Genomic DNA, 17,104 nt, shown 5'->3' with positions numbered 1-17,104 from the left:
CCGCCCCACAGGGTCAGACAGCCGGGGTCACAGGCCCAGGCGGGCGCGCGTCTCCGGCTTGAGCTGGCCATCGGGTGTCCAGCCGCGCACCTCGTAGTACTTGGGCAGCATCTCGGGCAGCTTGCTGGTCAGGCCCTTGGCCGGCCCGGTCTTGGCCCCTTCGTTGAGCAGACGCGGCGGCAAGGTGTCGTCCTTGGCGGTGAAGCCGGCCCGGTTGTTGAAGTCGCGCTCCATGTTCCAGATGCGCTCACCCACCTCGTTGAGGTATTCGAGCGTGAACTCCTCGCCGCAGGCCGCCGCCACCTGCGGCTGCACGTCGGCCAGCCCCCAAGCGAAGCTGGTGAAGATGCAGATGCCAGCAGAGTCGAACACGGCCGTGGCGTCCTGGAAGGCCTTGACCAGCTCCGGCTTGCCATCGGCCACCAGTGGATCGGTCTTCATCGGGATACCCAGGATTTCGGAGGCCACGGTGTAGCTGCGCAGGTGGCAGGCACCGCGGTTGCTGGTGGCATAGGTCAGGCCCATGCCCTGGATGCCGCGGGCATCGTAGGCCGGGAACTCCTGGCCCTTGACGCTCATCGACAGCTCGGGATGGCCGTACTTCGCGCACAGCCGCTTGCTGCCCTGTCCGATCTCCTTGCCGAAGCCCACGCCCTTGGCCGTCATGTCGGCCAGCTCGCACAGGGCCTTGGCCGAACCGAAGGGCGCCTCGATGCCGATCTGCTCCTTCGTGAGCACGCCCATCTCGTAGAGCTCCATCACCGCGCCGACAGTGGCCCCGAAGGAAATCGGGTCCATGCCCTGTTCGTTGCAGATGAGGTTGGCGTACTGCAGCGCCTCCAGGTCGTTCACGCCGTTGGCCGCGCCCAGCGCCCAAGCCGCCTCGTACTCCAGGCCGCCGGAGGCGCCCCAGTACTGCGGCTTGTTCTCCACCGAGAAGTGGGTCTGGTCGATCTTGCTGATGCGTCCGCAGGCGATGGTGCAGCCGAAGCAGGCCTGGTTGGTCACGAGCTGGGGTTTGCCATCGCTCTTGCGCGGCGTGGCCATGGCCTCGGCCGAGATGTCCTTGGCCCCCTCGAACTGACTGTCGCGGTGGTTGCGCGTGGGCAGTGCCCCCACCTCGTTGATCACGTTCATCAGCACCTGGGTGCCATAGGTGGGCAGGCCCTGGCCGGTGACGGCGTTGTCGGCCAGGATCTTCTTCTTCTCGAAGGTGACCTTCATGAACTCCTTGGGGTTGGCGATGTTGCCCACGCCCCGGGTGCCGCGCACGGCGATGGCCTTGAGGTTCTTGCTGCCCATCACCGCGCCCACGCCGGAGCGGCCGGCGGCGCGGTGCAGGTCGTTGACCACTGCGGCGAACAAGACCAGGTTCTCGCCCGCCTGCCCGATGCTGGAGATGCGGGTGAGCGGATCCTGGTGCTGCTTCTTGATGATCTCCTCGGTCTCCCACACCGACTTGCCCCACAGATGGGCGGCATCGCGCAGCTCGGCCTTGTCGTCCTCGATGGCGAGGTAGACGGGCTTGGCACTGCGGCCCTCGAAGATGACCATGTCCCAGCCGGCCATCTTCAGCTCGGCCCCCCAGTAGCCGCCCGAGTTCGAGCAGGCGATGGCGCCGGTGAGCGGGCCCTTGGTGACCACCGTGTAGCGCCCGCCGGTGGAGGCCATCGTGCCCGTCAGCGGGCCGGTGGCCCAGATGATCTTGTTGTCCGGCGACAGCGGATCGACCTTCGGATCGATCTCGCTGGTCAGGTACTTGGATGCGAGGCCCCGCGAACCCAGGTACTGCTTGGCCCAGGTCATGTTCAGCGGTTCGCTCTTGCACTCACCGGTGGTGAGGTTCACGCGCAGGATCTTGCCAGCCCAGGACATGATGCGCTCCTTTCAGGCGGCTGCCGGTTGGTTGCCAAGCTTGTCGGCCCAGGCCTTCATGCGGTCCAGGCCGGTCCAGTTGGCGTCGACGAAGGTGATGGCCTGCGTGGGGCAGGCCTCGGCGCAGGCCGGCTCGCCGCCGCACAGGTCGCATTTCTGAACCTTGCCGGTTTCCTGCACGTAGTTGATGGTGCCGAAGGGGCAGGCGATGGTGCAGACCTTGCAGCCCACGCAGGTGGTCTCGCTCACCACCTTGGCACCCGTGATCTTGTCGATGGTGATGGCCTCCACCGGGCAGGCATGCAGGCACCAGGCCTCGTCGCACTGCGTGCAGGTGTAGGGCACCTTGCGGCCGGTGTGGTGGAAGTCGAAGACCTTGATGCGCGACTTGGACGTCGCATAGACCCCGTAGTTCTCGAAGCTGCAGGCCATCTCGCATTGCAGACAGCCGGTGCACTTCTCGGGATTGATGTGCAGAACCTTTTGCATGGCTCGCCTTTCGGTTGGCTGGTGGGTTCATGCGGCAGGACAGGGCATGAGACCGTCCTGACCCGGTGCTATGCAATCTTCTTCCTAGGCTGCCGGCCTGCAAACCTAGGCCTAACCCGGGTTTTCCGGGGGGTCTGGCGGGGCCGCTGTTCCAGGGTGGGACACCTGCCCCCGGGGCGGGCCCGCCTTGGCAAGCCGACACCCAGATGCCACACTGGCAGGCGGTGATCGCCCCCTGTTGCCGGGTCGCAGCCGGGGCCCGGCGATCGCCGCCGCGGGCGACGCGCCCGACCTGAAGGCCAGGAGACGCCATGCCCCCGTTCGACAGCCCCGCCGCACGCTCCCGCGAGCCCTGGGCACCCGCCGGCTCGGCCTTGGTGCCGGCCGCCCACGACAGCGCCATCGCGCGCAGCCATGAACGCTGTGCCGCCCTGGGCGTGGACGCCCGCGCCCTGCCCGACCTGAGCCCCGTGCCCCAGGCCCGCCTGCGCGAGATGCGCGAGCGCAACCAGCGGCTGTGGCGGCATGCGGTGCCGGTGATGGAGATGCTGTTCGAGCAGATCGTCTCGACCCGCAGCCTGGTGGTGCTCACCGACAGCCAGGGCACCATTCTGCACAGCCTGGGCGACGACGGCTTCATGGAAAAGGCCCAGCAGATCGCCCTGGCGCCCGGCGTGAACTGGTCCGAGGCCACCAAGGGCACCAATGCGATCGGCACGGCCCTGTTCGACGAGACGCCCACGCTGGTGCATGGCACCGAGCACTTCGTGCGGGCCAACCACTTCCTTACCTGCTCGGCCTCGCCCATCTTCGACCATGCCGGCCAGGTGATGGGGGTGCTGGACGTGACCGGCGACCAGCGTTCCTACCACCCGCACACGCTGGCGCTGGTGGGCCTGTCAGCCCAGATGATCGAGAACCACTGGTTCAGCGACCGGTTCCGCCAGGGCCTGCGGCTGCATTTCCACCCACGGGCCGAGATGCTGGGCACGGTGCGCGAGGGCCTGCTGGCGGTCTCCCCCGACGGGGCCGTTCTGGGGGCGAACCGCGCCGCCTTGCAGGAACTGGGCCTCAGTGCAGCGGCCCTGCGGGTGCAGGGGCTGCAGGCCGTGCTCGGGGTCACCGTGGGCGAGGTCATCGACCATTGCCGTCGCCACGGCGACGAACCGCTGAAGGTCGTGCCGCAGTGCCCCGGCCGGCCGGAGCGGGCCCTCCATCTGCGCGCCTTCTTCAACTGGCCCACTCTGTGGCCCAGTGTGCCGGCGGCCGCAGCGCCCCCGCCGGCGCTCGTCGAGCGGCCGCCAGCGCCCCCCGCCGCCGTCCCTCCTGCGGCGGCCACGCTGGAGGCGGTGGAGCTGGAGACCATCCGCCGCGCCGTCGCGGCCGCCGGCGGCAATGTCTCGAAAGCGGCCCGGCAACTGGGCATCGGGCGCAACACGCTGTACCGCAAGCTGCGCAAGGGCTCGCCAGGCGCCACCTGACGGTCCCGCCTGACCCTCCTCAGGGGGCGGCCTTCGCGTTGGGGAAGAACAGGGGCTCGCCACCGATCCGGTAGGCCGCGATCGCCGCCTGTCCGGCGTCGGACACCACCCAGTCGACGAAGGCCTGCGCCAGCTCCTGCTTCACATGCGGGTGGCGTGCCGGGTTGACCACGATCACGCCATATTGGTTGAACAGCCGCCGGTCCCCCTCGACCAGCACGGCCAAGTCGCCGCGGTTCCTGAACGACAGCCAGGTGCCTCGGTCGGTGAGCACGTAGGCCTGGCTGCTCGAAGCGATGTTCAGCGCCGGCCCCATGCCGCATCCACAGGCCTTGTAGCCGCTCACGCGGGTTTCGGGCGCATCGATGCCCGCGGCCTTCCAGTAGCGCAGTTCGGCCGCATGCGTGCCGCTCTTGTCGCCGCGGGAGATGAACGGTGCGCTGCCAGCCGCCACCTTCTGCAGGCCGGCCACGATGTCGCGCCCCTTGACGCCGGCCGGGTCGCTCCTGGGGCCCACGAGCACGAAATCGTTGTACATCACTGGAAAGCGCTTCAGGCCGAAGCCTTCGGCGACGAACTTCTCCTCAGCGGCCTGGTCATGCACGAAGACGACGTCTGCATCGCCCCGCCGGCCCATGTCCAGCGCCTGGCCGGTGCCCAGGGCCACCACCCGCACCTCGATCCCGGTGGCCTGCCGGAAGGCCGGCAGCAGGTGGGCGAACAGGCCCGACTGCTCGGTCGATGTCGTCGACGCCATGACGATGAAACGCTCCTGGGCCCAGGCCCCGAGCGCCATCCCTGCCACAAGGCCCAAGCCGGCCAGGCGGATCAGCCGCCCACGCGTCAGCACCATGGAAGTTCTCCCTTGAGGAAGAGTTGCGCTTCCCGCGGCAGTTCGCCGTGGAAAAAGCGGTCGACATCGACGTCGGCCAGCAGCCGGCCCTGCTCGAGGTAGACGACACGGGTGGCCAGGCGCCGAACCTGGCCCAGGTTGTGCGAGCTCATCAGCACGGTGAGCCCCTGGTCGGCGAACTGCTCGATCAAGGCCTCCACCTCGCGCTTGGCACAGGGGTCGAGGCTGGCGGTGGGTTCGTCCAACAGCAGCACGTCGGGCTGCAGGGCCCAGGCCCGCGCCAGCGCCACGCGCTGCTGCTGCCCGCCCGACAGGACGCGGGCCGGGCGGTCGGCCTGCGTATGCAGACCCACCCGATGCAGGGCGTCGTCGGCGCGCACCTTGCATTCCCGCCAGGGGAGGCCGGCCAGCCACAAGCCCAGGGCCACGTTGTGGCGCACACTCAGCCGAAGCATGTGGGGGCGCTGGAACACCATGGCCTGGCACCACGCCTGACCATCCTCGCGCCGACCGCAAACCCGGCGGCCTTCGGTCAGCGGCACCAAGCCATGCAAGGCCCGCAGCAGCGTGCTCTTGCCCGACCCGTTGGATCCCACGAAGGCGATGCGCTCTCCGGCACGCACCTGCAGGTTCAGACCCTGCAAGGCCGTCTTGCGGCCAAAGCGCACGCAGGCGCCCTCCAGTTCGATCTGCAGCGCCGGCTGCGCCGACGCCGCACGACTCACGAGTTGCAGGCAGGCCTGGTGGCCGCTCATGCGTAGGCCTCGTCCAGCCGTTCGCGCCACTGGCGCAAAGCGGCCATCAGCACGTTCAGCGCCAGCACCACCGTCAGCAGCACCAGCCCCAGCCCCAGGGCCAGCGGCAGATCGCCCTTGCTGGTCTCCAGCGCGATGGCAGTGGTCATCACCCGCGTGACGCCATCGATGTTGCCGCCGACGATCATGACCGCGCCCACCTCGGCAATGGCTCGTCCGAAGGCGGCCAAGGCCACCGTGGCCAAGGCCGTGCGTTCGTCCCAAGCCAGGATGAGCGCACTGGCCATACGCCCGGCCCCCAGTGAGCGCAACTGCTCGCCGTGATCGTTCATCGCGCTTTCCAGATGCTGGCGCACCAGCGCAGTGACGATGGGCAGCACCAGCACCACCTGGGCGATCACCATCGCGGTGGGGGTAAAGAGAATCCCCAATGGACCGAGCGGACCGGCACGCGAAAGCAGCAGGTACACCACCAGGCCCACCACCACCGCCGGCAGGGCCAGCGAGGTGTTGAGCAGCACGAGCACCGCGTGGCGCCCGGGAAAACGGCTCACCGCGATCCAGGCCCCCAGCCCCAGCCCCAGCGCCATCGCGAGGATGCTGGCCAGGCCGCTGACCTGCAGCGACAACGCCACGATGCTCCACAGGCGCGGATCGAAGGACAGAAGGAGCGCGATCGCCTGGGCGATACTGTCGGCAAAGGTGTTCATGCAGGGGCTCGGGTCATGCTCGGTATGCTAGGCATCCCTTCCCGTCTCGGCGATATGAAGCCCCATGCATAGGATTTCGCTGCGCTATGCGCTGTGCGCACCGGACGAGCCGGTCGAGGATCTGCACCACCCGCTGATGCGGCTGCTCGAGGCCATTCACCGGGGAGGCTCCATCTCGGCCGCAGCCCGCGAGCTGAACCTGTCTTACCGGCATGTGTGGGGCGAACTCAAGCGCTGGGAAGCCGAGCTGGGCCAGCCGCTGGTGCTGTGGGTCAAGGGGCAGCGCGCACAGCTCTCGCCCTTCGGCGACAAGCTGCTGTGGGCCGAGCGCCGCGCCCGTGCGAGGCTCGCACCTCAGATCGAGACCTTGCGCGGCGAGCTCGAGCGGGCCTTTGCCGTGGTCTTCGACGAGCAGGCCCTCGTGCTGAGCCTGCAGGCCAGCCATGATGAGGCCCTGCCGCGCCTGCGCGAGCGCGCGGCCCGCGCGGGCCTGCATCTGGACGTGCAGTTCAGCGGCAGCATCGATGCGCTGGACGCGCTCAACGAGGGGCGCTGCGTGGTGGCCGGCTTCCATCTGCGCCTGGACGCCGATCGCCGCTCGGCCACGGCACGCACCTACCGGCCCAGGCTCAGGCCGGGGCGCCACAAGCTCATCGGCTTCGCACAGCGCAGCCAGGGCCTGATCGTCGCGCGCGGCAACCCGCTGGGCCTGCGCGGCCTGGTGGACCTCGCCCGTCCCGGTCTGCGCTTCGTGCACCGACCGCGCGGCACCGGCTCGCGCGTGCTGTTCGAGGAGTTGTGCGCCGAGCAGGGCCTGGACGCGCGCTCGATGTTCGAGGCGGCACGCACCGAGCCCTCCCACGCAGCCGTGGCCGAGGCCGTGGCCAGTGGACAGGCCGATGCCGGCTTCGGCATCGAGATGGCTGCACAGTCGCGCGGCCTGGAGTTCCTGCCGCTGGCGCGTGAACGCTACCTGCTGGCCGCGCTCACCACCAGCCTGGAGCAGCCTGCGGTGCGGCAGCTGATGCGGGCCCTGCGCGATCCTCAATGGCAAATCGAGCTGGCCGCGCTGCCCGGCTACGCCCTCGACCATTGTGGGGAGGTGCTCAGCCTGCGTTCGGTGCTGCCCTGGTGGACCTACCGCCGCCCCAAGCAGGAGAAGGCCTGATCAGAGCGCGCAGGAGCGAAAACCGCAGAAAATGTCGTCGCGGTGCGGCATAGAGAAGTTGCGGAACTTTGGGTCTTTCAGTCGCCCGCGCGTGGCCCGTGAGCCCCCCTTGAGCACCCGGTGCGTGCCGAACCAGGGTAACGAGTAGTCGCGGTAGGGATCCGGCTCAAAGCCGTCGAAGGGCTCGAAGCGGCTGGCCGTCCACTCCCACACCTGGCCGTGGCGGAAGCCCTGCCGACGCCCCAGCCAGGCCGCGGCCTCCCATTCCGCCTCGAAGGGCAGGCGCCGCCCCGCCCAACGACACCAGGCCTCGGCCTCGTGGCAGCTGACATGGGTGGCCGGGGCGGCCAACGGCACCTGGGTGAGTGCCCCGAACTGCCGCGCCAGCACGCCGTGGCGTACCTGCTCCACATGGCGCGGTGCCGTGCGCGCTTCGCGCTGCACCCAAGCCCAGCCTTCATCGCTCCACCAGCGCCGGTCCTCATACCCCCCGTCGTCGATGAATTCGAGGAACTGGGCCCAGCTCACTGGCTGGGCGTCGATTTCGAACTCCGGCAGGCGCACCTCATGCGCCCACTTCTCGTTGTCGAACACGAAGCCCTCCCCGCGGGCGCTGCCCAGCGTCCAGCGGCAGTGCGGCACGGTGATCGGGTCGCGTGGGGCAAAGATTTCGGGGGGCGGCAGGTCGGGCATGAGCAGCCCCAGGGTCTGGGCCATGGTCGCAAGCGCCTCGGCGTGCATGTCCTCATGGAAGAGCGCAAGCCGGAAAAAGTACAAGCCCTCGTCGGTCTCGGGCGCGCCGCTCAGGAGATCCAGAGTGGCCTCCAGCGTGTCCACCAGGTACGCCCGCGTATCAAGCGCATCAGGCAGCGCCAGCGACCAGCGCTCGTCGTGCGAAACCTGCGAGGAGTCGTACCAGGCATCGGCCTGCGGCAGCTTGGAGGCGAGTTTGGGCCGCGTCGGGTCGGCCTGGGCGCCGCGATAGCGCTCGATGTTGCGCCCGACCCAATACTCCTGAAACCAGGCCACATGGCCCAGCTCCCACAGCGGCGGGTCGAGTTCGGGCAGGCAAGGCACCTGCAGCATGCCGGCCCGCTCAAAGGCCTCGAAGCGGCGCAGCGTGCAGTTTCGCGCATCGATCAGGGCCAGGGACAGGGCATCGCGCCCCACCTGGCGCAACAAGGGTGTGTCGATGTCGAGCACGTGGCTGGTTCCCTCGTCCAAGCAGTCCCGGTCCTCGCCGCCGCCGGCGGCGGCCATCGTGCGCCCTGCACGGCCCGGGGCCGACAACGGCAACTGGCACACCGTCCGACGCTGGGTCCGGCTGTTGCAGGCCATTGTCGCACCCGCATCGCAGCGTCATGGCAGGGCGAACCCTGCGACCCCGGGAACAGTGCAGGGCAACGCCTTTGCCCTTCGGCCCTGGGCCGCGCACTCGTCCTACACTGCGCGGGTCGAAGCCCTGGAGACCGGATGTGAGTGCTGCCCCCCTGCCCCCCCACCCCCGCCTGACCTCGCTCTCGCATGGCGGGGGCTGCGGCTGCAAGATCGCCCCGGGGGTGCTGTCCGAGATCTTGCGCTCCACGCGCGGCCTGCCGGTGCCCGAGGCGTTGATGGTGGGCATCGAGACGGCCGACGACGCCGCCGTCTACCGTCTCAACGACCACCAAGCCCTGGTCGCCACCACCGACTTCTTCATGCCCATCGTCGACGACCCGCACGACTTCGGGCGCATCGCGGCCACCAACGCGATCTCCGACGTCTATGCGATGGGCGGGCGGCCCATCCTCGCCCTGGGCCTCGTGGGCATGCCGGTCAACGTGCTGCCGCTGGAGGTGATCGGCCGCATCCTGCAAGGCGGCGAAAGCGTGTGCCGGCAGGCTGGCATCCCGATCGCCGGCGGGCACACCATCGACTCGGTCGAACCCATCTACGGCCTGGTGGTGCTGGGCCTGGTGCACCCCGACCGGGTCAAGCGCAACGCCGGGGCACGCCCCGGCGACGTGCTGGTGCTGGGCAAGCCCCTGGGCGTGGGCGTGCTCTCGGCGGCGCTGAAGAAGGAGGCACTGGACCAGGCCGGCTATCGTCGCATGATCGACACCACCACGCGCCTGAACACGCCCGGCATGGACCTGTCGGAACTGCCCGGCGTGCACGCCCTGACCGACGTCACCGGTTTCGGCCTGGCCGGACACGGCCTGGAGTTGGCACGTGCAGCCGGCACCCGGGTGGTGATCGACTGGGCGATGGTGCCGCTGCTGGAGGGTGTGCGCGAGCTGGCCTCGCGCGGCTTCGTCACCGGGGCCTCGGGCCGCAACTGGGCCAGCTATGGCGCCGAGGTGGATCTGCCCGAGGGCTTTGCCGACACCGACCGGGCCTTGCTCACCGATCCGCAAACCAGCGGCGGGCTGCTGGCGGCCTGTGCGCCCGAGATCGTGGACGAGGTACTGGCGGTCTTTCGCCGTCACGGGTTCGAGGCCGCGGCGGTGGTGGGCCGCATCGAGGCCGGCCCGCCGCGTCTGGCAGTGGCCTGACCGTCCCGCGGTGACCTACTGGTTGGCCGCCGGCTTGACCAGTTCGAGCTTGGCACCGAAGCGCTGCAGGATCGAGCGCTCGATGCCCTCGGCGTCCAGTCCGTGCAGAGCCAGCAGCCGGGCCGGGTCGCCGTGCTCGACGAATTCGTCCTTCAGACCCAGCATCAGCACCGGCACCGTCAGACCCGCCGCATGCAGGGCCTCGGCCACCGCACTGCCGGCCCCGCCCATGAGGCAGCCCTCCTCCACCGTCACCAGGGCGTCGTGGGTGTGGGCCAGTTCCTCCACCAAGGCCGCATCGAGCGGCTTGACGAAACGCATGTTGGCCACGGTGGCATCGAGCCGCTCGGCCGCGGCCAGGGCCGGGTAGAGCAAGGGGCCGAAGGCCAGGATGGCGATGCGCTGGCCGCGGCGGCGCACCTCGCCCTTGCCGAAGGGCAGGGCCGTCATGTCCTTCTTCACCTCGACGCCGACGCCCGCACCGCGCGGGTAGCGCACGGCCACCGGATGATCCTGCAGGTAGGCGGTGTAGAGCATCTGCCGGCACTCGTTCTCGTCGGCCGGGGCGAGCACGCTCACGTGGGGGATGCAGCGCAGGAACGCGATGTCGAAGGCGCCCATGTGGGTGGCGCCGTCGGCCCCGACGATGCCGGCACGGTCCAGGGCCAGCACCATCGGCAGCTTCTGGATCGCCACGTCGTGGATGAGCTGGTCGTAGGCGCGCTGCAGGAAGGTGGAGTAGATCGCGACCACCGGCTTGAGGCCCTCGCAGGCCAGACCGGCCGCAAAGGTGACGGCGTGCTGCTCGGCGATGCCCACGTCGTGGTAGCGGGTCGGGAAGCGCTGGTGGAACTCGACCATGCCCGAGCCCTCACGCATGGCCGGCGTGATGGCCACCAGCTTCGGATCGGCCTCGGCCATGTCGCACAGCCACTGGCCGAACACCTGGGTGAACGTGGTCTTGGGCGGCGTGGCCGGCTTTTGCAGCCCGCGCGCTGGGTCGAACTTGCCCGGACCGTGGTAGGCGATCGGGTCGGCCTCGGCCAGCTTGTAGCCATAGCCCTTCTTCGTGACCACATGCAGGAACTGCGGGCCCTTTTTGTCGCGCAGGTTCTCCAACGTGGGGATCAGCGCGTCGAGATCGTGGCCGTCGATGGGCCCCACGTAGGTGAAGCCGAACTCCTCGAAGATCGTGCCGGGCACCACCATGCCCTTGGCATGCTCCTCGAAGCGGCGCGCCAGTTCGAACAGCGGCGGGGCGTTCTTCAGCACTGCCTTGGCCCCCTCGCGAGCGGCCGCGTAGAACTTGCCGCTCATCAGGCGGGCCAGGTACTTGTTCAGCGCGCCCACCGGCGGGCTGATCGACATGTCGTTGTCGTTGAGCACCACCAGCATGTCGGCCAACCCCACCGCATGCTGCACACCCGCGTTGTTCAGCGCCTCGAAGGCCATGCCGGCCGTCATCGCCCCGTCGCCGATGATGGCCACGGCGCGGCGGTCCTCCCCCTTGAGTTTGGCTGCCAAGGCCATGCCCAGTGCCGCCGAGATGGAGGTGGACGAATGGGCCGTGCCGAAGGTGTCGTACTCGCTCTCGTCACGACGCGGGAAGCCGCTGATGCCGCCGAGCTGGCGCAGCGTGTGCATGCGCTCGCGCCGGCCGGTAAGAATCTTGTGCGGATAGGTCTGGTGACCCACGTCCCACACCAGCCGATCCTCGGGCGTGTTGAAGACGTAGTGCAACGCGATCGTGAGCTCCACCGTGCCAAGGTTGGACGACAGGTGCCCCCCCGTCTGGGACACGCTGTGCAGCACGAAGTCACGCAGTTCAGCCGCCAGGCGCTTGAGCTCGGTGCGCGACAGCCGCCGCAAGTCGGCGGGGCTGTGGATGGTTTCGAGCAGGGGGTGGTTCATCAGTGTTCCCGATCGACGATGCGCTCGGCCAGTCGGGCCAGGCAGGCCGTGTGGGCCAGGCCGCTGCGCGCCAGCGCGGAGTGGGCCTGGTCGCGCAGCTCGTTCGCGTGACGTCGCGCAGCCTGAAGGCCCATCAACGAGACGTAGGTGGGCTTGCCATCGTGGGCATCCTTGCCGGCCGTCTTGCCCAGGGTCTCGGAGGCCTGAGTCACGTCCAGGATGTCGTCCACCACCTGGAAGGCCAGCCCGATGGCCCAGCCATAATCCGACAGCGCCTGCATCGCCCCGGCGTCGGGCGCCCCGCAGGCCGCACCCATCATCACGCTGCCATGCAGCAGCGCGCCAGTCTTGCAGCGGTGCATGTGGCGCAGCTCGGCCTCGTTGAGTGTGCGGCCCACGGCCGCCAGATCGATGGCCTGCCCGCCGGCCATGCCGGCATGCCCGGCCGCGCGCGCCAGCAGGCCGCACAGACGCGCCTGCAGCGGCAGGGGCACTTCGGCCTCGTCCTGCGGGGTCAGCACCTCGAAAGCCAGCCCCTGCATCGCATCGCCGGCCAGCATGGCCTGGGCCTGCCCGAACCGCACGTGCACCGTGGGCTTGCCCCGACGCAGCACGTCGTTGTCCATGCAGGGCATGTCGTCATGGATCAGCGAGTAGGCGTGGATCAACTCCACCGCGCAGGCCGCCCGCAGTGCTGCCTGCGCATGACCGTCCACCGCCTCGGCGGCGGCCAGCACCAGCAGCGCGCGCACCCGCTTGCCGCCGTCGAGCACGCCGTAACGCATCGCCTCGCCCAACCCGGCCGGCGCGTCGGCCGGCACGAAGCGGTCGAGCGCGGCCTCCACGCGCTCGAGCGCCGCCGCGGTCCAGTCCTCGAACTGTGCCGGAGTCATGCCGCGTTCCAGGGCTTGAGCTGCCCGTCCTCGATGACCTTGACCTGGGCCTCCACCGCTTCGAGCCGGCCGCGGCAAAAAGCCAACAGCTCGGCCCCGCGCTGGTAGGTCTGAAGCAAGCGGTCCAGCGGCAACTGCCCGGACTCGAGTTCGGCCACCAGGCGCTCGAGTTCGGCCAGTGCCTCCTCGTAGCTGGCGTGGCTGGCCGCGCTGGCAGCCGGCGCGGGAGTCGGGGTCTTGGCCATGGGGTGGGGGAAAAAGCCTCTGATTGTAGTCAAGCCACCGGCGTGCGCACACCGCACCGCAAGGCCCCAGCCGCCCCACGATGCGGCATGCCGCACCGCGCCGTAGGGCCACCCGGCCAGGGGACACCCCCACCGGTAAAATGAACGGTTCTCCGGCCGCAGGCCCCGTCCCGGACCGACCAGGTCCCGCACACACACCAACGGAGGCTCTCGCCATGGACGGCGCCATTTTGGCCTGACCGGGGAAGATGGGCCCACCGTGGGTGGTGGTTGGACATTGGTTTTTGGAGATCCTGGGGATCATGTCAGACCTAAGCATTGCCCTTGAGCAAAGCCACACGCAACTGCCGGTTTCGGCCTATTTCAGCGACGAGCTGTTCCGTCGCGAAATGGAGCTCATCTTCCATGGCGGTCCGCGGTACCTCGGGCATGCGCTCGCGGTACCCGAGGTGGGGGACCACTATGCCTTGCCCCAGGAAGGCGAGGGCCGCGCGCTGGTGCGCTCGCAGCGAGGCATCGAGCTGATCTCGAACGTGTGCCGCCACCGCCAGGCCGTGATGCTGCGCGGGCGTGGCAACACCAAGAGCAACATCGTCTGCCCTTTGCACCGCTGGACCTACGCGCTGGACGGCCAGTTGCTGGGCGCGCCGCACTTCGCGCAGGACCCGTGCCTGAACCTCAACACCTACCGCCTGCGCGAATGGAACGGTCTGCTGTTCGAGGACAACGGCCGCGACATCGCCGCCGACCTGGCCGGGCTCGGGCCCCTGCAGGCGTTCGACTTCTCGGGCTACGTGCTCGACCACGTCGAGCTGCACGAATGCGACTACAACTGGAAGACCTTCATCGAGGTCTACCTGGAGGACTACCACGTCGGCCCCTTCCATCCGGGCCTGGGCAACTTCGTGACCTGCGACGACCTGCGCTGGGAGTTTGGCCGCGAGTACTCGGTGCAGACCGTGGGCGTGGCCAATGCCCTGGGCAAGCCAGGCTCGGACGTCTACCGCAAATGGCATGAGGTGCTGCTGAACTACCGCGGCGGTGAGCCGCCCTCGCAAGGGGCGATCTGGCTGACCTACTACCCGCACATCATGGTCGAGTGGTACCCCCACGTGCTGGTCATCTCCACGCTGCACCCCAAGGGCCCGCAGAAGACGCTCAACGTGGTGGAGTTCTTCTATCCAGAGGAGATCGCCGCCTTCGAGCGCGAGTTCGTCGAGGCCCAGCGCGCCGCCTACATGGAGACCTGTGCCGAAGACGACGAGATCGCGCTGCGCATGGACTGGGGCCGCAAGGCTCTGCTCGAGCGTGGCGACAACGAGGTCGGCCCCTACCAGAGCCCGATGGAAGACGGCATGCAGCATTTCCACGAGTGGTATCGCCGCCAGATCGGTACGCTCTGATCGTCCGCCGGCCCGTGCCGTGAGGCATCGGGCGGTTCAGGGCCTGCGCTGCACCCCCACCCGGCCGAGGCCGGGTGTTTCGTTTTCCGGCTGTCGCAAAATGCCGGACGTTGTCTGCCCCGACCGCTCGTGACGCCCGCCCCGCCCGACACCCACAAACGCTCGCTCAGCCGCACGTTGCCGCTGTCTGTGCTGCTGTTTACCGTGGTGCCCCTGGTGATCGCCGGGTTGCTGACGCTCACCGAAGGTGCCCAGCGGCTGCGCGAGGAACAGGAGCTGCGGGCCCGCCAGACCGCCAGCCTGCTGGCAGGACGGGTGACCCAGTTGCTGGCGGCGGCGCAGCGGCTGGCGCAGGCGATGGCCGCCTCGCCGGCCGTGGCCGCAGCCCTGCGGCAGCCCCCCGGCGACGACCGTGCCGTCGCCGAGCCCCTGCCCCGCATCGATGCGCTGGGGGGCGAATGGCTGGCGCTGGTGCGCAGCTTCCCGGAGGTGGACCGCGTCGAGCTGCTGGACGCGCGGGGCCGCGAGGTGCAGACCCACCCGCCCCGGGTGCGGGAGGCCGTGCCGGCGCGCCACCTCACGCCGTCGCAGCCTCCCTGGCACACCCGGGAGGACCTCGGCAGCGTCGAGGTGAGGGTCCACCTGGCGCAGGAGGAAGTCGAGGGCTGGGTGGTCGTGGGCGTCGCCGCCGGCGCATTGGCCCAGGCGCTGGACCTGCCGGCCCAGGATGGCGGCGAGCTGCGGGCCCTGCTGCGCGATGCGCAGGGCCGCGTGCCGGTCCTGGTGCGGCGCGTCGCGGGCCAGCCGCCACAGGTGCAGCCCCTGCCCGTGATGGAGGCGCTGGCCGCCGCCGACGCGCGCTCCCGCCCCGTGGTGGCCCGCTCGCCGCTGGGCGACAGCGGCTGGAGCGTGGAGGTCCAGGCGTCCCTGGACGCCTACCGCTCGCTGGTGCTGGCCGAGCTGCTGCGCTTCGTCCTCATGGTGCTGGTGATCTCGGCCCTGAGTGCCTGGCTGGCCTGGCGTTTCGCCCGCTCGCTGGCCCGGGCGATCCGGGAAGTGGCCCGTGCTGCACGGGCCATCCTGCGGGGCCACTACCTCAACGCCCACGTGGCGCTGCAGCGCGACGACGAACTCGGCCTGCTGGCCCAGTCCTTCAACCACATGAGCCGTGAGCTGGAGCAGCGCGAGCGCGAGCGCGATGTCTTCGGCCGCCTCGTCTCGCCCGAGGTGCGCGACCAGCTCGTGCAGGGCGAGCTGATGCTCGGCGGGCACGAGGTCGAGGTCACCGTGCTGTTTTCCGACATCCGCGGCTTCACCCAGTTGTGCGAGGGACTCCAGCCGCGCGACGTGGTGCTCACGCTCAACGAGCACTTCACGCGCATGACCCATGCGGTGCAGCGCTTCGGCGGCTACGTCAACAACTACATGGGCGATGCAATGGTCGTGGTCTTCGGTGCCCCCACGCCCGACCCTCACCGCGTGGAGCGCGCGCTGCATGCGGTCGTGGCGATGCGCCGGGAGCTGGCCGAATTCAACCGGGAACGCGCCAGCTATGGGGCCGCACCGCTGGAGATCGGCATTGGCCTGGCCAGCGGCACCGCACTGGCCGGACAGATCGGCTCGCCCGAGCGCTGCATCTACACGGTGGTGGGCGACACCGTGAACGTCGCGGCTCGCCTGGAAGGCCTGGCCAAGCAGGAAGGCGGCATGCTGGCCTTCGTGAACCAGGCCACCCGCGACCTGCTGCCACCGCCCCTGCGCGAATGCCTGCGGCCCCTGGGCGAGCGCGCCCTGCGCGGCCGCGGCACCCTGATCCCGGTCTGGGGCCTGCCCGAGGAGGCCGAACTGCCCGAGCCCGCCCCCCACCTGCTGCGACCCGAGGAAGAGATCCTGTGAGTGCTCCCGCCCTGATGGTCCTGTCGTCCCTGCTGTTCGCCACGATGGGCGTGTGCGTGAAGTACGCCTCCGCGTACTACGGCAGCGGTGAGATCGTGTTCTACCGCGGCATCGTGGGGGCCACCACCATCGGGCTGATGGTCTGGCACCGTGGCGGCACCCTGCGCACCTCGGTGCCCGGCATGCACTTCTGGCGCAGCGTCAGCGGCGTGCTAGCCCTGAGCCTGTGGTTCTATGCCATCGGCGGGCTGCCGCTGGCCACGGCCATGACGCTGAACTACATGTCCTCGGTGTGGATGGCGCTGTTCCTGCTGGGCGGGGCCATCATCATGGGCGGCGCGCGTATCGACGGCCGGCTCATCGCCGCGGTACTCGCCGGTTTTGCCGGCGTGGCCCTGATCCTGCGCCCCACCATCGACGACCACCAGCTCTGGCACGGCCTGGTCGGGCTGATCTCGGGCATGCTCTCGGCCACGGCCTATCTGCAGGTCACGGCCCTGGGCCGCATCGGCGAGCCCGAATACCGCGTGGTCTTCTATTTCTCGCTCGGGGGTGTGGTGGCCGGTGCACTGACGATGCTGGCCGGCGGCGCCAGCCCGCACACGCTCGAGGGCGTGGCCCTGCTGCTGGCCGTGGGCGTGCTGGCCACCGTGGCGCAGTTGCTGATGACCCGCGCCTACGCCACCGGCAAGACCCTGGTCAATGCCAGCTTGCAGTATCTGGGCATCGTCTTTGCGTTCCTCTATGGCGTGCTGCTCTTCCGCGACCCGGTGACATGGATGGCCGTCGCCGGCATGATCCTCATCGTGGTCGCGGGCATCGCCGCCACCTTCCTGCGCAGCAAGACGGCACCGCACGTGCCGCCCAACACCACGAGCACCGAGTCATGAG

Annotated in this window: 15 protein-coding genes; 6 read left to right on the top strand and 9 right to left on the bottom strand. The window is 69.4% G+C overall.

All coding sequences use genetic code 11. The features are described from left to right. Window positions 1-27 precede the first annotated feature (27 nt). Both ACK4ZD_RS04155 and ACK4ZD_RS04150 read right to left on the bottom strand, forming a co-directional pair. Window positions 28-1,875, bottom strand: coding sequence for an aldehyde ferredoxin oxidoreductase family protein (locus tag ACK4ZD_RS04155; protein WP_409659075.1), 1,848 nt, complete (start codon window positions 1,873-1,875; stop codon window positions 28-30). 12 nt (window positions 1,876-1,887) lie between these two features. Continuing rightward, window positions 1,888-2,364 (bottom strand): 4Fe-4S dicluster domain-containing protein, encoded by a 477-nt coding sequence (locus ACK4ZD_RS04150; protein ID WP_409659074.1) that lies wholly within the window; start codon window positions 2,362-2,364, stop codon window positions 1,888-1,890. Between the two features lie 311 nt (window positions 2,365-2,675). Between ACK4ZD_RS04150 and ACK4ZD_RS04145 the strand changes: the two genes are divergently transcribed. Further along, the gene (locus ACK4ZD_RS04145; RefSeq protein WP_409659072.1) at window positions 2,676-3,845 is read left to right on the top strand and encodes a helix-turn-helix domain-containing protein; all 1,170 of its coding nucleotides are present in this window, start codon (window positions 2,676-2,678) and stop codon (window positions 3,843-3,845) included. Between the two features lie 19 nt (window positions 3,846-3,864). Here ACK4ZD_RS04145 and ACK4ZD_RS04140 read toward each other — a convergent pair whose 3' ends face one another. The 3 genes from ACK4ZD_RS04140 to ACK4ZD_RS04130 are packed head-to-tail and all read right to left on the bottom strand — an operon-like array spanning window position 3,865 to window position 6,163. Next, complete coding sequence (locus ACK4ZD_RS04140) at window positions 3,865-4,641, bottom strand: substrate-binding domain-containing protein (protein WP_409659123.1); 777 nt, start codon at window positions 4,639-4,641, stop codon at window positions 3,865-3,867. A 47-nt stretch (window positions 4,642-4,688) separates the two neighbouring features. Next, entirely contained in the window at window positions 4,689-5,453 is a 765-nt protein-coding gene (locus ACK4ZD_RS04135; RefSeq protein ID WP_409659070.1) for a phosphate ABC transporter ATP-binding protein, read from the bottom strand. Then, window positions 5,450-6,163, bottom strand: a complete 714-nt coding sequence (locus ACK4ZD_RS04130) for an ABC transporter permease (RefSeq protein ID WP_409659068.1) — start codon at window positions 6,161-6,163, stop codon at window positions 5,450-5,452. Before ACK4ZD_RS04130 ends, ACK4ZD_RS04135 begins: the two co-directional genes overlap by 4 nt. A gap of 64 nt (window positions 6,164-6,227) precedes the next feature. On the opposite strand from ACK4ZD_RS04130, the gene ACK4ZD_RS04125 reads away from it, so the two are divergent. Next, the gene (locus ACK4ZD_RS04125) at window positions 6,228-7,331 is read left to right on the top strand and encodes a substrate-binding domain-containing protein (RefSeq protein ID WP_409659066.1); all 1,104 of its coding nucleotides are present in this window, start codon (window positions 6,228-6,230) and stop codon (window positions 7,329-7,331) included. Here ACK4ZD_RS04125 and senA read toward each other — a convergent pair whose 3' ends face one another. Next, the gene (senA, locus tag ACK4ZD_RS04120) at window positions 7,332-8,591 is read right to left on the bottom strand and encodes a selenoneine synthase SenA (protein ID WP_409659064.1); all 1,260 of its coding nucleotides are present in this window, start codon (window positions 8,589-8,591) and stop codon (window positions 7,332-7,334) included. It lies immediately after the preceding gene. Between the two features lie 215 nt (window positions 8,592-8,806). Between senA and selD the strand changes: the two genes are divergently transcribed. Continuing rightward, window positions 8,807-9,865 (top strand): selenide, water dikinase SelD, encoded by a 1,059-nt coding sequence (selD, locus tag ACK4ZD_RS04115; protein ID WP_409659062.1) that lies wholly within the window; start codon window positions 8,807-8,809, stop codon window positions 9,863-9,865. A gap of 15 nt (window positions 9,866-9,880) precedes the next feature. On the opposite strand, the gene dxs is transcribed toward selD, so the two are convergent. The 3 genes from dxs to xseB are packed head-to-tail and all read right to left on the bottom strand — an operon-like array spanning window position 9,881 to window position 12,914. Further along, complete coding sequence (gene dxs, locus ACK4ZD_RS04110) at window positions 9,881-11,776, bottom strand: 1-deoxy-D-xylulose-5-phosphate synthase (RefSeq protein ID WP_409659060.1); 1,896 nt, start codon at window positions 11,774-11,776, stop codon at window positions 9,881-9,883. Continuing rightward, the gene (locus ACK4ZD_RS04105) at window positions 11,776-12,669 is read right to left on the bottom strand and encodes a polyprenyl synthetase family protein (protein ID WP_409659058.1); all 894 of its coding nucleotides are present in this window, start codon (window positions 12,667-12,669) and stop codon (window positions 11,776-11,778) included. The genes dxs and ACK4ZD_RS04105 overlap by 1 nt, the downstream gene beginning before the upstream one ends. Next, entirely contained in the window at window positions 12,666-12,914 is a 249-nt protein-coding gene (gene xseB, locus ACK4ZD_RS04100; RefSeq protein ID WP_409659056.1) for an exodeoxyribonuclease VII small subunit, read from the bottom strand. The genes ACK4ZD_RS04105 and xseB overlap by 4 nt, the downstream gene beginning before the upstream one ends. A gap of 302 nt (window positions 12,915-13,216) precedes the next feature. Here xseB and ACK4ZD_RS04095 point away from each other — a divergent pair, with 302 nt between their 5' ends. The 3 genes from ACK4ZD_RS04095 to ACK4ZD_RS04085 all read left to right on the top strand — a co-directional run bounded on the left by ACK4ZD_RS04095 (window position 13,217) and on the right by ACK4ZD_RS04085 (window position 17,103). After that, a complete protein-coding gene (locus tag ACK4ZD_RS04095) occupies window positions 13,217-14,317 on the top strand; it encodes an aromatic ring-hydroxylating oxygenase subunit alpha (RefSeq protein WP_409659055.1) in 1,101 nt (366 codons plus the stop codon). Between the two features lie 129 nt (window positions 14,318-14,446). Beyond that, complete coding sequence (locus ACK4ZD_RS04090) at window positions 14,447-16,213, top strand: adenylate/guanylate cyclase domain-containing protein (RefSeq protein ID WP_409659054.1); 1,767 nt, start codon at window positions 14,447-14,449, stop codon at window positions 16,211-16,213. Between the two features lie 14 nt (window positions 16,214-16,227). Further along, the gene (locus ACK4ZD_RS04085; RefSeq protein WP_409659121.1) at window positions 16,228-17,103 is read left to right on the top strand and encodes a DMT family transporter; all 876 of its coding nucleotides are present in this window, start codon (window positions 16,228-16,230) and stop codon (window positions 17,101-17,103) included. Window position 17,104 lies beyond the last annotated feature (1 nt).

Source organism: Caldimonas sp. (genome assembly GCF_046291045.1).
Taxonomy (GTDB): domain Bacteria; phylum Pseudomonadota; class Gammaproteobacteria; order Burkholderiales; family Burkholderiaceae_C; genus Caldimonas.
Note: the sequence above shows the minus strand (reverse complement) of the source record. Positions and strands in the feature narration are given on the sequence as shown.